18 protein-coding genes and 1 pseudogene are annotated in these 15,345 nt (G+C 36.3%); 12 read left to right on the top strand and 7 right to left on the bottom strand.

The genetic code is table 11. From position 1 onward, the window contains the following. The first annotated feature begins 3 nt into the window (after positions 1-3). The 3 genes and pseudogenes from H1P_RS39305 to H1P_RS10165 all read left to right on the top strand — a co-directional run bounded on the left by H1P_RS39305 (position 4) and on the right by H1P_RS10165 (position 812). Positions 4-222: pseudogene (locus H1P_RS39305) on the top strand (type II toxin-antitoxin system HicB family antitoxin). A gap of 107 nt (positions 223-329) precedes the next feature. Further along, a complete protein-coding gene (locus H1P_RS10170; RefSeq protein ID WP_144866823.1) occupies positions 330-608 on the top strand; it encodes a hypothetical protein in 279 nt (92 codons plus the stop codon). Further along, the gene (locus H1P_RS10165) at positions 609-812 is read left to right on the top strand and encodes a hypothetical protein (RefSeq protein WP_144866821.1); all 204 of its coding nucleotides are present in this window, start codon (positions 609-611) and stop codon (positions 810-812) included. Between the two features lie 61 nt (positions 813-873). Here H1P_RS10165 and H1P_RS39300 read toward each other — a convergent pair whose 3' ends face one another. The 3 genes from H1P_RS39300 to H1P_RS10150 all read right to left on the bottom strand — a co-directional run bounded on the left by H1P_RS39300 (position 874) and on the right by H1P_RS10150 (position 2,073). After that, positions 874-1,086, bottom strand: a complete 213-nt coding sequence (locus H1P_RS39300; protein WP_342799560.1) for a type II toxin-antitoxin system RelE family toxin — start codon at positions 1,084-1,086, stop codon at positions 874-876. Between the two features lie 46 nt (positions 1,087-1,132). Then, a complete protein-coding gene (locus tag H1P_RS10155) occupies positions 1,133-1,345 on the bottom strand; it encodes a hypothetical protein (protein ID WP_144866819.1) in 213 nt (70 codons plus the stop codon). A 158-nt stretch (positions 1,346-1,503) separates the two neighbouring features. Then, on the bottom strand, positions 1,504-2,073 hold the full coding sequence (locus H1P_RS10150; RefSeq protein ID WP_144866817.1) for a hypothetical protein: 570 nt from the start codon (positions 2,071-2,073) through the stop codon (positions 1,504-1,506). 99 nt (positions 2,074-2,172) lie between these two features. Here H1P_RS10150 and H1P_RS10145 point away from each other — a divergent pair, with 99 nt between their 5' ends. The 7 genes from H1P_RS10145 (at position 2,173) to H1P_RS10115 (ending at position 10,433) form a co-directional block, all read left to right on the top strand. Next, the gene (locus H1P_RS10145; protein WP_144866815.1) at positions 2,173-2,997 is read left to right on the top strand and encodes a TIGR02452 family protein; all 825 of its coding nucleotides are present in this window, start codon (positions 2,173-2,175) and stop codon (positions 2,995-2,997) included. 44 nt (positions 2,998-3,041) lie between these two features. Then, positions 3,042-3,395, top strand: coding sequence for a hypothetical protein (locus H1P_RS10140; protein ID WP_144866813.1), 354 nt, complete (start codon positions 3,042-3,044; stop codon positions 3,393-3,395). Between the two features lie 62 nt (positions 3,396-3,457). Next, positions 3,458-4,090, top strand: a complete 633-nt coding sequence (locus H1P_RS10135; protein ID WP_144866811.1) for a Vat family streptogramin A O-acetyltransferase — start codon at positions 3,458-3,460, stop codon at positions 4,088-4,090. Between the two features lie 564 nt (positions 4,091-4,654). Further along, positions 4,655-5,848 carry an NAD-dependent epimerase/dehydratase family protein gene (locus H1P_RS10130; protein WP_144866809.1) on the top strand — a complete coding sequence of 398 codons (1,194 nt, stop codon included), beginning with the start codon at positions 4,655-4,657 and terminating at the stop codon, positions 5,846-5,848. A gap of 633 nt (positions 5,849-6,481) precedes the next feature. Next, entirely contained in the window at positions 6,482-7,012 is a 531-nt protein-coding gene (locus H1P_RS10125; protein ID WP_144866807.1) for a LabA-like NYN domain-containing protein, read from the top strand. Between the two features lie 203 nt (positions 7,013-7,215). Continuing rightward, positions 7,216-8,823 (top strand): 2-isopropylmalate synthase, encoded by a 1,608-nt coding sequence (locus H1P_RS10120; RefSeq protein ID WP_144866805.1) that lies wholly within the window; start codon positions 7,216-7,218, stop codon positions 8,821-8,823. 155 nt (positions 8,824-8,978) lie between these two features. Further along, positions 8,979-10,433, top strand: coding sequence for a M16 family metallopeptidase (locus H1P_RS10115; protein ID WP_144866803.1), 1,455 nt, complete (start codon positions 8,979-8,981; stop codon positions 10,431-10,433). A gap of 396 nt (positions 10,434-10,829) precedes the next feature. Here H1P_RS10115 and H1P_RS10110 read toward each other — a convergent pair whose 3' ends face one another. The 3 genes from H1P_RS10110 to H1P_RS10105 all read right to left on the bottom strand — a co-directional run bounded on the left by H1P_RS10110 (position 10,830) and on the right by H1P_RS10105 (position 12,688). Next, positions 10,830-11,117 carry a hypothetical protein gene (locus H1P_RS10110; RefSeq protein ID WP_144866800.1) on the bottom strand — a complete coding sequence of 96 codons (288 nt, stop codon included), beginning with the start codon at positions 11,115-11,117 and terminating at the stop codon, positions 10,830-10,832. Between the two features lie 363 nt (positions 11,118-11,480). Beyond that, entirely contained in the window at positions 11,481-11,651 is a 171-nt protein-coding gene (locus H1P_RS35990; protein ID WP_186375921.1) for a hypothetical protein, read from the bottom strand. Positions 11,652-11,959: 308 nt separating this feature from the next. Further along, positions 11,960-12,688, bottom strand: coding sequence for a Bax inhibitor-1/YccA family protein (locus H1P_RS10105; protein WP_144866798.1), 729 nt, complete (start codon positions 12,686-12,688; stop codon positions 11,960-11,962). A 300-nt stretch (positions 12,689-12,988) separates the two neighbouring features. Here H1P_RS10105 and H1P_RS10100 point away from each other — a divergent pair, with 300 nt between their 5' ends. Both H1P_RS10100 and H1P_RS10095 read left to right on the top strand, forming a co-directional pair. After that, positions 12,989-13,762, top strand: coding sequence for an aspartyl/asparaginyl beta-hydroxylase domain-containing protein (locus tag H1P_RS10100; protein WP_144866796.1), 774 nt, complete (start codon positions 12,989-12,991; stop codon positions 13,760-13,762). 559 nt (positions 13,763-14,321) lie between these two features. Beyond that, positions 14,322-14,780 carry a GNAT family N-acetyltransferase gene (locus H1P_RS10095; RefSeq protein WP_144866794.1) on the top strand — a complete coding sequence of 153 codons (459 nt, stop codon included), beginning with the start codon at positions 14,322-14,324 and terminating at the stop codon, positions 14,778-14,780. Positions 14,781-14,947: 167 nt separating this feature from the next. Here H1P_RS10095 and H1P_RS39295 read toward each other — a convergent pair whose 3' ends face one another. Next, entirely contained in the window at positions 14,948-15,226 is a 279-nt protein-coding gene (locus H1P_RS39295; RefSeq protein WP_144866792.1) for a hypothetical protein, read from the bottom strand. Positions 15,227-15,345: the final 119 nt, after the last annotated feature.

Raw genomic sequence — 15,345 nt, 5'->3', positions numbered from 1 at the left:
ATCGTGAAATATGCAGTAATAATTGAAAAAGGAAATAATAGCTATGGTGCTTATGTCCCCGATCTTCCTGGTTGTGTAGCAGTAGGAGAAACAGCAGCAGAAGTTAAAACTTTAATTCAAGAAGCAATAGAATTTCACTGAGAAAGTTTGCAAGAAGATGGCGAACAAATACCATTACCAAATAGTTATATTGAATATGTTGAAGCTAAGATATCAGCTTAAGTTTTTGAAGCGTAATAAATTGGATTTTGGGAAAGTTTAGGAAATGTGTTGCGTAGTAACTTGTAAGGTGCGATCGCATTTTTCATGAACTATAATATAATTAAAGGATGGAAATTAGATTTTATATAGACCCAGAAACCGAACTACCTCATATATATAACCATCAAGTTCAAGAACAAGAGGTAGAAGAAGTATTGTTTAACCCAGGAGAAGATCGCCAAGGTAGAGATAATTCTAGAGTAGCAATTGGTCAAACTTATAGCGGGAGGTATTTAAAAATAATTTATGTTAATGATACAGGCTCAAATAGTATTTTTGTAATTACAGCATACGATCTAACTGGAAAACCGTTAGCAGCTTATAAAAAAAGAAGGAGAAAAAAGTAAATGACAACTAATAATCATAAATTCCCCCCAGGATTTGACGAAGCAAAAATTAAAAGCATTATCGAACACTACGAAAATCAAACTGAAGATGAAGCAGTGGCAGAAGATGAAACTATAATTACAGGTAAACAACAAACAATGATGCAAATTCCTAATAAATTAGTTCCTGTTGTTAGAGAATTAATTGCTAAAAATCAAGCTTAGTAGTTTTCTATATTTAATAATTCGATAAATTTATTATATGCGATCGCCTTTACTTCAAATCTTAAGGAAAAACTCTATATATTTCTCTTCTATGAGCAATTCTTTGGCAAATAATAACTTTAGCTTTTTTATCTATAGTAATTCCAATCCTATAGTTACCAATTTTAATTTTATACTTGTCATCATATCCTTTCATTTTTTCTACACAACCTAACTCAAAAGGATTATCACCAGCTAAATCTTTAAATACAATTAGTTCAACTCTTGATTGAATATTTTTAGGACAAGATACTAATTCTTTGAGAAACTTTTTCGTATATTTAACTTTCTACACTTTTATTTTTTAGTGGTTGATAATAATTATAAGCCTCTTCGCCAGATAATAATTCCTCACTATCTGTTTCTTCCATTAATTTAGCTAATCCAAAATTTTCGATAATTTCTTCTATTTTAGTAAAATCATCAATTGGTATTTGTACCGCGATCAAATTTTGATTTTCATCAACTACGTAACTCTTGTTTATTTTAAGCATTACTTATTTATATAATTACTTACTTAAGGCTATTTTAGCATTTTTATATAGGTTAACAGAGTAATTAAAAAACAATCAGAGAAATTAATAATTAGCGATCGCAAAAGAAACAATAATACTCTTATAAATAGCCTAAAAGTAATTTTTAAAGTTTAATTTCAACGCAATAGATAAAAACGCACATAACTAAAAACATAAAGCAAATCGATCAAAATCACTAATCCTTTACTAAAATGAGACTTTAACAAATTGAGAATCAAAGGATTAGCAATTAGCACTAATAAAACTTCAATTCCTGCAATATATTTGGCATAGTGATTAATATCCCAATAAGAAAAAGGGCTGATAAAACGATAATTACTAAAAGGGAAAAAATGACGATGAGCATCACTATTATGTACTGGTAAATCTAACAAAGAATGACAAATCATACTAATACAAAGTACTGTGCCAAATTGCCAATCTAAATAAAAACAAATACCTAAACAAATTACAGCCAAAGGTATAGAATGAAACAGAGCAACAAGATCTTGATTTAATGGTTCGTAATAAGCCTCTGACCAAATTTTTGACTCTGGTAATTTGTAGATGTACTTAGCCATAAAATAAAACAGAAAAATTGGTAGATCGGGTAATATTGCACCAATGGTAATCGCAATATTTTGTTGGGGAGCAATGGTTTGACCGAGGAAAGCTAAGTTAATAACGTAATGGCTGGGGGTGTTCATTTATAGGTTAAAAAATTCCAGGTTAAAAATTACAATTGTATCTTCAATTAGAATTGATAATTGCTGAGATATTGCCCATCATAATATTGGATTATTGATATGTCTCTCAAAGGTGTAGCTCAAGAAACCTTAAAAATTGTTCGAGAAGGAAAGTTTATTAATAGTTTTGGAAAGGTAATTAACTTTTCTAGGGAACAACAAGCAGCAGAAGCAGCTACATTACTATATACTCCCGAACAACTTAGCGAACTGCTACAAAAACCAGCACCAAAAGACATTCAAAACCCGATTGTTGAAGTTACTGAAGAGACAACACAAGTAGCAGCCCATCGATTAGTAACAGTTGAAGGGTGTTCCGATTTGGTTTTGTTAAACTATGCTTCTGCACGCAACCCTGGAGGTGGCTTTATCAATGGTGCAAAAGCCCAAGAAGAAGATTTAGCCCGTTGTTCGGGTTTATATCCCTGTTTATTAAAACAGCCTGATTACTATGAGACTAATCGCGCTTATGACTCTTTATTGTATACCGATCGCATTATCTATTCGCCTCAAGTACCTTGGTTTAGAACTCGTAGTCGTGGACTTTTAGATGATTTCTTCTTAGCTTCAATCATTACAGCACCAGCCCCCAATGCTGGTCAAGTATTGCGTCGCGATGCTACAGCAGGAGCAGAAATAGAGGACACATTGCGTCGTCGGGCGGGATATGTGCTTACAGTAGCAAGAGAGCATGGACATCGTACACTATTGCTTGGTGCTTGGGGTTGTGGAGTATTTCGTAACGATCCTAATCTGGTAGCAGATGCTTTTGGTCAATGGCTTAGTGAACCTAGATTTCAAGGCTGTTTTGAGCGAGTTGTGTTTGGCATTTACGATCCTAGTAAGAGTAAGGAAACTTTAAAAGCATTTCAAAAAAGATTTTAATCTATTTATATTAATAATGTAGTAGCTATGGAAAACAATAATTAGTGATTGCATTTGAAATAACAATTAACAACGAAACCAAAATTATTGCTGGAATTGACGATATTTCAGTACTTAGTTTTGTTCTTAGTTTTCGTAGAGCTTCAGCATTGGAAGATGACTTAGTTGATAGCATCGATCTTTCCGTTGTAGGTTTGTTACATCATGATGAATACGATGATGAGCGTCTAGATTGGCTTAAACGCCAAGTAACATTAGGTGATGAAATTACGATTCGCGTGATTGAAACTTCTGAACCAACAAAACCCATAAAAAGACGAAGAGAAGACCCTGATTTGGTAAAAAAAGCTCAACGGAAATATTATGAAAATTTAAAAGAAAAGTATGAGAAAACTTAATTAAGGCGATCGCTATTCTTGAAAATACTATATTATAAATTTGATTGTGCAAAAGATTTTTCATGGAATATCCCGACTCTAATAATCCTCATCCAATGGAGGGATTTTCGCAAATTTGTTTTATTAAAAATACCGTTTCCAACCCAAATATTATTATTGGAGATTACACATATTACGACGATCCAGAAGATTCCGAAAACTTTGAACGCAACGTACTTTATCACTTTCCGTTTATTGGTGACAAATTAATCATTGGTAAATTCTGCGCCCTTTCAAGAGGTATTAAGTTTATTATGAATGGTGCCAATCACAAGATGTCTGGGTTTTCTACCTATCCTTTTGAAATTTTTGGTAAAAGCTGGAAACGTATCACTCCAAAGCCTACAGAATATCCTTTCAAGGGTGATACCATAATTGGCAATGATGTCTGGATGGGATATGAAACGGTTATAATGCCTGGAGTAAAAATTGGTGATGGAGCTATTATTGCTGCTAAATCTGTAGTTACCAAAGATATTCAGCCCTACACAATTGTAGGAGGTAATCCCGCCAAATTTATAAGACAACGCTTTCCAGATGAGATTATTAAAGCTTTGTTAGAGATTGCCTGGTGGAATTGGGAAATTGAAAAAATTACGCGTAATTTAGAAAAAATTGTCAGTGCAGATATTAAAGCTTTAAAAGATTGTATCTAATCTTTAGTTTATTAATCGAGTCAACAAAACCATTATGCTTCATAGTTTTAGCGATCGCTAATATGCAGATCGCTAGAATAAATTATAGGGTTAAAATCGCAATTTCATAAGATGGTGAAGTTACACATTCTAGATATTGAGGCAGGTTTAGAAGCTCACGCTATACGTTATACCGCAGAGTATTGGGGGGTAAACAGGTTAAAAGGTTTCTCTGCCTGAAATGTAGTCTTTCTAGATCGCTTTTTTCCGAAAGTCCAGACAATATATCGTTATGTTGCGATATGTCAATATGTTTTTTGAGGAACTCACTTTTTGAAACAGATCTGATACGGAGTTTCATTCTGAAAAGCCTTTGTGACTAATGTTACTAACTAATAAGAGATCGCTATATCGAGATTTACACTTTCAAAAGCACACAATTAATGAGAAGTAAAACAATCTCGATCATCAAAAATTACAGATAAACTTCCAAGGAGAGTCGAAAGTCTGGTTAAATGATCTAGGTTATAACTAACGGTCTAAATTATAGAATCGTTTCAGTATAAGTATCAATAGAGGTAAAATATGAAAGTTATCATTCTCGGAGGAGACGGCTTTTGTGGCTGGCCTACCGCGTTACATTTATCTAACCTCGGTCATGAAATTATTATTGTAGATAATCTTTCTCGCCGTAACATTGATAATGAGTTAGAAGTCAGTTCTTTAACACCAATCGCTCCTATTGGACAAAGACTAAGTACTTGGACGGCATTAACGGGTAAAGAAATTAAATTTTATAATATTGATATCGCTCAAGACTACGATCGCTTCATTACTTTACTGCTAGCTGAAAAACCCGATTCTGTGGTTCACTTCGCCGAACAAAGGGCTGCTCCCTACTCGATGAAAACAGATAAGCATAAGCGTTATACCGTTAATAATAATCTCAATGCTACCCACAATACTCTCTGTGCTATCGTAGCTTCTGGTTTAGATATTCACCTCGTTCACCTGGGTACAATGGGTGTTTATGGTTACGGTACAGCAGGAATGAAAATCCCTGAAGGCTATCTGGATGTGGAGGTAGTTACGGATAATGGAGATCGCATTCAGCAAGAAATTCTTTACCCCGCAAATCCTGGTAGTATCTACCACATGACCAAGACTCAAGATCAGTTATTCTTCTTCTACTACAACAAGAACGATGGAGTTAAAGTAACCGATTTACACCAAGGTATTGTTTGGGGAACCAATACTCCCGAAACTCTTATGGATGAGCGTTTAATTAACCGTTTTGATTACGATGGTGACTACGGTACAGTCTTAAACCGTTTCTTGATGCAAGCAGCTATCCAGTATCCTTTAACTGTTCACGGTACAGGAGGGCAAACAAGAGCCTTTATTCATATTAAAGATACAGTGCGTTGTGTCCAACTAGCGATTGAAAATCCTCCAGCAAAAGGTGACAGAGTACGTATTCTCAATCAGATGACAGAAACTCACCGCGTTAGAGATTTAGCTAAGATGGTTTCAGAAATGACAGGGGTGCAAATTGCCTATCTAGACAATCCTCGCAACGAAGCATCAGAAAACGAATTATTTGTGAAAAACGAGCGTTTATTAGATTTAGGGTTAGAACCCACTACCCTCAGTCAAGGGCTGCTACAAGAGGTTACAGATGTGGCTGAAAAATATGCTCATCGTTGTGATAAAACAAAAATTCCTTGTACTTCTATGTGGATTCAAAAAAATAAAGAAGCAGAAAAATCTTTGGTGTAATTCTCTTGATTAAGGAACAACGATCGGTGTTAATGTTTGATAAAAATTGATAATTACTATGCGATCGCTTCTACTATGCGATCGCTTTTATTGTAAAATATAACTTATCAAAATCTAGAGAAAAAAAATTCTCGTAAACATACATTTTTCTCTATCATTTATCCTCGATCGTTCATCTTCAACTTCATGATTTTTGACTTTTTGCCAGAAATGCTTCTCGGACAAAAGCATATTCTAATTTCGCGGTTACTTTTAACTTATCTCTTAACTCAACTAGGATAAATTCAACTTTTATAAAAGGTTTGGTGGCTATAACCATCGATTTTGCTTTAAACTAAAAATATATAGAAAATGCCTAAATTTTATTTGGGGGCAACCCTATTCTAAATAACCTTATTATTAAGAGATTTGCGAGGCTGGTTGATATCTATAACAGTTATCAACCTATTTTCTAATGACTACTTAACTAATTTTTATTAGCCAAACTCGCGCGACCATCGGTGAGTCCTTTAGGGCGTTCCCAATATCGCGAGCCAAACTCTTTGGAGTCGCTTGCTAAAAGCTGATATGATGGGAGTTTATGCTAATAAATTTACTATTTATATATTTTAGAAATACTTAGGTATAGCTTATATGGATTGTCCTAATAATTGCCTGAGAGACCGTCTCTCTATATTTGTAGACGGTAACAATATGTTTTATGCTCAACAAAAAAATGGTTGGTTTTTCGATCCCAGAAAAGTATTAGAAAATTTCACAAAAGACCCTACTGTTACCTTAGTCAATGCCTTCTGGTACACGGGGCTAAAAGATGCCCAAGATCAAAGAGGATTTCGAGATGCTTTAATCAGTCTTGGTTATACAGTTAGAACAAAAATACTAAAAGAATATTATGATGATGTTTCAGGTCGTTATTCCCAAAAAGCGAATCTTGATATTGAAATTGTAGTCGATATGTTTAATACTGTCGATCAATATGACAAGGTAATCTTGTTTAGTGGGGATGGAGACTTTGAACGAGCCATTGAACTACTGCGCTCTAAGAATACTCATATTACTGTAGTTTCCACCGAAGGCATGATTGCCCGTGAACTAAGAAACGCTACTGATAGATATATCGATCTCAATGATATTCGTCCCAGTATAGAAAAGAATGATTTTTAGTTTAGATAATATGGATAGAGACGCGATCTATCACGTCTCTACAGTGGTTGGTTTCTGGTTGCTGGTTGCTAAATTATTGATTCTTCCTCATCCCTCATCCCCCTTCGAGGACGTAGTAATTCATGCCTCATCCCTCAAGACAATATCTTATAATTTTTAATTAAGTAATCAATACTCCTTTGCAAAAGCGCGTAAATAGGCTTATGGAAACATCACAAGATCGCATTATTATCTTCGATACCACTCTTCGCGATGGAGAACAATCTCCTGGTGCAGCACTGAACATAGAAGAAAAACTGAAGGTAGCCCGCGCTCTAGCAAGACTAGGAGTAGATGTTATTGAAGCGGGTTTTCCTTTTACTAGCTCTGGAGACTTTCAAGCAGTCCAGAAAATAGCAGCAGAAATAGGAACACCGAATGGCCCTACCATCTGTGGTTTAGCTAGAGCGACTCAAAAAGACATTAAAACCGCAGCAGAGGCTTTAAAACCCGCAGCGAAAGGCAGAATTCATACTTTTTTGGCGACATCTGATATTCACTTAGAATACAAGCTCAAGAAAACTAGAGCCGAAGTATTGGCAATTGTCCCAGAGATGGTCGCTTATGCTAAATCTTTTGTGGAAGATGTGGAGTTTTCCCCTGAAGATGCTGGACGTAGCGACCCTGAATTTTTGTATCAAGTTTTAGAATTAGCGATCGCAGCAGGGGCAACTACGGTTAATATACCTGATACGGTGGGCTATACTACTCCTAGTGAATTTGGGGCATTAATCAAAGGCATTAAAGATAATGTACCTAATATTGACCAGGCTATTATTTCCGTTCACGGTCACAATGATTTGGGTTTAGCTGTGGCTAACTTCCTTGAAGCAGTTAAAAACGGTGCCAGACAGTTAGAATGCACTATCAATGGTATCGGTGAAAGAGCAGGTAATGCAGCCCTCGAAGAATTAGTAATGGCTCTCCATGTGCGCCGTCAATACTATAATCCTTTTCTTGGTAGACCAGCAGAATCTACTGAGCCTCTCACTCAAATCAATACCCAACACATCTATAAAACTTCCCGTTTGGTGTCTAACCTCACAGGAATGATGGTACAACCCAATAAAGCGATTGTGGGGGCGAACGCTTTTGCCCATGAGTCGGGAATTCACCAAGATGGGGTACTCAAAAATAGAATAACTTACGAAATCATGGATGCTCAATCCATTGGTTTAAACGATAATCAAATCGTGTTGGGTAAACTTTCAGGACGTAATGCTTTCCGTACTCGCCTCAAAGAATTAGGCTTTGAACTTTCTGATACTGAGCTTAATAAAGCCTTTGTGCGCTTTAAAGATGTTGCCGACAAGAAAAAAGAAATCACTGATTGGGATTTAGAAGCAATCGTTAACGATGAAATTCGCCAACCTCCTGAATTGTTCCGTCTAGAATTAGTACAAGTATCCTGTGGTGATGGTTCTCGTCCCACTGCTACAGTAACGATTCGCAATCCTGAAGGTCAAGAATTGACCGATGCTGCTATTGGTACAGGACCTGTTGATGCTATTTATAAAGCGATTAACCGTGTTGTGGATATTCCCAATGATTTAATTGAATTTTCTGTGCAATCTGTCACCGCAGGAATTGATGCTATTGGTGAAGTTACTATCCGTCTACGGTATCAGGATAAAGTTTATTCTGGTCGTGCAGCCAATACAGATATTATTGTCGCTTCGGCTCGTGCCTATATTAAGGCATTAAATCGCTTGTATTCTGCGCTGCAAGCTAGCCAAGAAGAAGAACGAGCTAAAACAGTAGCATCTAGTTAGGGAATAATTTAAATATAGGGTGGGCAATGCACTAAAGTATATGCGTAGCGGTATTCTTTAGGACTTCCTTCGGTCGTCCACCCTACTCTGTAACAATCATTACCAATAAAAGAATGTCTGAAATTGGTAAGGGTTTAACTGTACTCAACTAAATAATGATTAGAAAGTTCCGTTTCTCAATATTTCCCCAGCTTGCTTTAAGCGTTCTCACGGTAATTATTTTTCTTAGTATTAGTATACCAGCGATCGCCGATACGCCAAAACACTACACAGAATTAGAATTTCCTCCTTTACCAGAAGTCACCCTCCCAGAATACGAACGTTATCAATTAGATAATGGCATGGTGGTATATCTAGTAGAAGATCGAGATTTACCTTTAGTTGGTGGTACGGCAATTATGCGGACAGGATCGCGTTTTGAACCAGCAGAGAAGGTAGGTTTGGCTCGCTTAACAGGTTCTTTAATGCGTAGTGGAGGAACTAAAAATCACACTGCTGAAGAATTGAACCTGATTTTAGAACAAGATGCAGCTATTATTGAAACCAACATCAGTAAAACCTCTGGTAGTGCTAGCTTTAACACCCTGACAGAAGACTTAGATACTGTTTTAAATCTATTTGCAGAAGTTATACAACAGCCTGTTTTTAACCCCAAACGATTAGAATTAGCTAAAAATCAACGTAAAGGAGCGATTTCCCGTCGCAATGACGATCCTCAAGATATTGCAGGGCGAGAATTTGACAAACTAATCTATGGTGCAACTAGCCCCTATGCTCGTACTGTAGAATATGAAACTTTAGATAATATAGAGCGCGAAGATTTAATTACTTTTTATCAGCAATACATTCGCCCTGAAAATACTATTCTAGGAATTGTTGGAGATTTTGATACCAAAGAAATGCAAGCCAAAATCGAGCAAGTCTTTGGCAATTGGCAAGTTACCACACCTCCACCTTCTCTAGAAATTCCTGCTGCAACCCAAGAAAATGGCAGTGGTATTTACATCGTAGATCGTCCCGATTTGACCCAAAGCAATGTTTTAATCGGTCATATTGGAGATACCTTAGATAACCCCGATTATCCGATTTTGAGTGTGATGAATGGCTTGCTAAATGGTCTTGGCGGAAGATTATTTAACGAAGTGCGATCTCGTCAAGGTTTAGCTTATAGTGTTTATGGGGTGTGGAATCCCAACTATGACTATCCTGGTCAATTTACCGCAGGGGGACAAACCCAAACTGAAAGTACTGTACCTTTTATTCAGTCTGTATTGGCAGAAATTACTAAGTTACAAACTGACCCTATTAGCGAACAAGAATTGACTAATGCTAAAGAGTCTATTTTAAATTCTTTCGTTTTTAACTTTCAAAATCCCAGTCAAGTTTTATCGCGCTTAATGCGTTATGAATATTTTGGCTATCCAGAAGATTTTATCTTTCAATATCAAGAAGGGGTTAATAATACTACAGTTCAAGATATTCAACGAGTTGCTCAACAATATTTAAAACCAGAACAAGTTATTACCTTAGTAGTTGGTAATAATAGTGCGATGAATCCTTCTTTAAAATCTTTAAATAAAGAAATTACTACAGTGGATATTTCCTTATAAAATAAAGCTTTAAAACTAATTTAGCGATCGCTTTAAAAGTAATATATCAGAAAAAGCGATCTCGCCGTTGGCGAGGCGCGTTGCGACCGCAATAGCAATTAATCTGAGAAATTTAAAGAATAAAAATATTTAGTACTTGTAGTTTATTAAAAGCTAAATGTTTATAGAAAACAATTATAATATCCTTAGTTAAAGATTTTAGAGTTCATTAAATTGACTTACTCTATAGCTTTTAAAAACGATATATAATTATTAAATTTGTTGTTTTGTTTACTATATTTTAATAGATGACTTACTGTAGCTTAATGTATTAAACTAATATTTTATAACTACCGCGAGGAAGAGAATTTCTCTTATAATCTGTTAAATTCAACTTTGTCTACAACATAAAAATATTTATCGACGGCGTTTTTTACTCATCAGAAGAGGTAATGGAGGATTAGACGCAGCAGAAGGAAGTTGGTATCTTACTGGACGCTCTTGTCTGACAGCCTTAATTTTTTTCTCCTGTAAAGAGCGAATCAATATTCCGAATAGAGCAATCATAAATCCCGCAGAAAATAAACTCCAGCGTCCTCCAATTCCACCAATTAAAGCATCGGTTACGCCCCAAATAAGAATAAAGCCAGAAATTGGCTCTTTACGATAAACTGAGTTCAAAAATTTGGCAAAGAAAGGATTCATAAAATCTTTTGTGAAGAGACTAAACCATCAACACGGTAGTTGCATCTGACAAAGCTTTATCGCCATCCGCCACCGTCATAATTTAAGCAGATAAATCTAATTAAACCTAAAAAAGCCAGAAACACAACTTTTTAATTTTTGATTCTCAATTTGCGAATCTTTATTTTTGGCATAAGCTTTATTCAAGGTGTAATAGATTGAAACTACTTAGCTTGATTTTACCAAGATTTACTTAAATTCTGCTTCTTGCTTATGGTAAGCTTTACCTTTTCCTCTAGAAAAAACCCCTTGTATCAGACAAATCTTCACAAGGGGTTAAAAACATAACTTTTCCGAGACCTTTAATACTTAAGTAAGAGAGGTCTATTGTAAACCCAGCCAAGACATTACACCTTGTCCTGTGAAATATTCAATTCCTAGAGCCAAAATAAAACCAATCATTGCAGCACGACCATTTAAACGTTCCGCGTACTTATTAAAGCCAAACTTGGGATCTTCTAGTTTGGGGGTAACAGTGGGTTCTGTTTTTGCCATTAGCTTTCTTTCTCCTGTGTAATTTAACAACGGTCACGTGCATTATCGGTCTTGTCTTAACGAGCATTCTGTAAGTCCGCGAATGCGCGAGGTTTCCAGGGGAAGTTTAAGTCGGACGCAAGCGTCTGCGTCTTATACGGACGTGGCGGAGTCTCGTCAAGCGAGATCGAGATAATCTGTGACTTTACAAAACTTTACTTTACTCTAATATTAACTTGAATTTATAAAAAATTATCAAACAAAAAAAGCGGGTATTGCCCGCTTGTCATTTCAATTAAAGTAATTATTTGTAATTACTTAATTAGTATCTAGTCACGACCATTCATAGCTATTAGCAGACGAAGGATAAACACAAATAAATTAATGTAAGTCAAGTACATAGAAAGAGCAGCAGGTAAATACTGCTCATCTTTGTAAGTACGAGGTAAGATGTAGAAGTCTACCACCGCAGCACCCGCAAACAGTAATACTCCCAATCCTGAAATAGCGATTTCCAGCCAAGAGGGGGTATAAACTCCAAATAGAGAAAATAGTAATTGTCCGACAAGAACAACTAACAGTGCCATAATTCCCATGCGGATAGTTTGAGTGAGAGCCAAACCATCTTCTTCACTTAGGTTAGAGCCAAGATTGCGCCCCGCGATAAATGTTACACCACAGCCCAAAGCAGCAATACCGACTCCTTGAATACCTACTCCAGAGGTACTGAGAGCGATAAACACAATTCCGCTTAGAGTGTAACCAGAGAGCAGACTGTATAAAGCTAAAAGAGGTAAAGCAGTGCCGTTGTTTCCTTTCTCTGCAACGCCACGGGCGATGAAAAAGAGAATAAACTCACCAATCAATGCTGCCCAAAAAGTGGGCATAAATATTTCAGGATTAGAGTTGATAACACCTAATCCACCATAAGTACCGATAGCAGTTAAGATTAAACCACCACCGAGGTAAGGTAAAGCGTTGGGAATAACGTTAGGCCCTACAAGAGCTTGACCCTTTGCTTTGTTTATTGCCTGTCTAAAATTGCTTGTATTACTCATAACTTAGTAATCAAATACTGTATGTCTTGTATCTTACTTTCTTTTTTGTTGTTATTGAGATCGTAGCGTAATTACCAATCTGGGTGAGAATAGGGATTACCGAAAACCACATAGCAATTCTTGATTGGGAAAGACATACCTAGTCTATTGTTGGGAAACACAAACCAAGATAACCGCATTCATCAAGGAGAAAAAGCATAAAGAAAAGATTTTAAAATAAATCTTTTTTTGCAGATGTCAGTAGTTTCACATTGCTAAACTTTTAAAGTAATCACTTTCTTAATAGTTGATAAGTTACACATGTCTGTCAAAGAATTACCAATCAATATTCCTACCAGCATCAGGAACTTTATTATTTACAAGGTTGGCTTCAATCTGATTCAAAAATACGAACAGCTAATTTCCAAATACTCTGACATTGGAGACAGTCCTTTTTTTGAAGCAGAGCAATTTCCTTGGACTACTGAATTAGAAAGCAATTGGCATCTAATTCGCCAAGAACTAGACAAAATATTAGAATACACTACACAATTACCTAATTTTCAGGATATTTCCCCCGATCAAAGTTATTCCACTACTAAAGATAACCTTTGGAAAACTTACTTTCTTTATGGTTATGGACTTAAAGAAGAGTCAAACTGTCAAAGATGTCCTGAAACAACTCGTCTTATTGAAAATATTCCAGGGATGAAAACCGCTTTTTTCTCGATTCTTCTACCAGGAAAACACATTCCTGAACATCGTGGTCCTTACAAAGGGGTAGTAAGATGTCTTTTGGGCTTGAAAATTCCCGAACCAAAAGAATTATGTGGCATTCGTGTCGCGAATGAAACTCGCCATTGGGAAGAAGGGAAAGCCATGTTTTTAGATGATTCTTTTCCTCATGAAGCTTGGAACGACACAGATGATATCAGAGTAGTGCTTTTTCTTGATATTGTCAGACCGATGCGATTTCCTTTCTCATGGTTAAATCATCTTTTACTCCAATTAATTACTATTTCTCCCTTTGTGCAAGATGCTAAAGCCAATCAGAAAAAATGGGATAGTAAATTAGAAAAACTCTTTAACCAGTAACATCTCGTTATTTGATACCGTGTTCCAATAGAGAACGGTCGTTTTGTTTTAGAAGCAATTTGATATTCTCAGTCTCTATTCCCTAACGGTGTACGCTCCTTTGCAGGTCGTCAAAGGCTCGCGGGAGCGCGAGTACGAATTCCGCAGGGTCGCAAATCCCTCGAATAGTTATCGCAGTAAGTTGATTGTTGGGACAAGTTTAGTTAAATATTCGTAAGTAGCCCTAAAGGACTCGCTATCGCGTCGTAGTAGCAAGTGTCCTAATACAAATTACGTATTGCTATACTTTAAAAACTATGGGTTTCAACAAGGCGATATGAGTCGAAGGTACTCCGCCTTAAAAAGTCGAAGCTTACAGGGTAAAGATGGACACCTTAAAACGCAACTTCTCATAAGAGTCGCGAGATCGAGTGCATCTGTTACCTTCAAACTGGACGCGGTTTATGTCAGAGAACAAAAACAAAAGGACTAGAAAACGGGCAATATTTCTGTAACTATTAATACAAATAGGGAAGTATCTTAATACATTGATATCTTTATTTAACTATAGGGGTTTACTATGGATTGTAGTCATATTCAGTTTTGTCTCGATAAATCAAGAATAGACCTAGATAAATTACAAGAATTATTGACTTTAAGCTCATTTTGGGCAAAAAATCGCCGAATAGAAGACATGGCAACTGCGATCTCCAATAGTAACCCCGTTGTGACAGTATGGGATAATGAGCGACTTATTGGCTTTGCGAGGGCGACTTCTGATGGTATCTATCGCGCTGCTATTTGGGATGTGGTAATTCATCCTGATTATCGAGGTTATGGTTTAGGCTGCAAATTAGTGGAAACAGTTCTAACTCATCCCATAGTTAACAAAGTAGAAAGGGTTTATCTGACTACTACCAACCACAAAAGTTTTTATCAGCGTATTGGTTTTCAACCCAACACTACAACCACAATGGTGCTTCATAACAACCAGCCAGTTGATTCTGTTTCTTTACTGGAAGAGCAAGTTAAGATGTAATCGTTCACTCACCCAAACAAGAGTGTTCGCGACAAATAATTACAAACAAACTCGTTAAGGGTTCTTTGTTCGATGGACTGGAAAGAAACTAAAAGTATTCTGTCTCAAGATCGAACAACCATTCTTCTATGTGGACGAGGTTTCAATAAAATTGCAAGAGCATTATTTTAATCAGCAACGTATCGCCATCCTTCTGGCTCATACTCTCTCTGTATACGTACTAACCAATTTCCTTGAGGAATAGTAATTGCGTGATGTTCTTCGTGAATTAAACTAGCAGTTTCCGATAGTACCCTCAAGTAAAGAGTACCGTTTTTTTCGTATAATTCTGCTTGACCATTATCAATACGGTGAGAATGTCCTGTTACTTCTCCTTCTGCTAGGGTGAGGTGAGGGAGTTTGCGCCCTGTGATTTGATAGTTAACTGCTTTTAAAATTATACCAATTTCCTAAACTTAGACTACACTTAAAGAGAAAGGGATAAAAGCGATCGCGAACTATGTCAGGAGTAGTAAAAATTGAGATAACTGAATCGGCAGAAACTCTCAAAAAACTGTTAATAAAT

Origin of the sequence: Hyella patelloides LEGE 07179 (assembly GCF_900659865.1) — a bacterium.
GTDB classification, from domain to species: Bacteria; Cyanobacteriota; Cyanobacteriia; order Cyanobacteriales; family Xenococcaceae; genus Hyella; species Hyella patelloides.
This window is presented reverse-complemented; position numbering and strand designations above follow the sequence as displayed.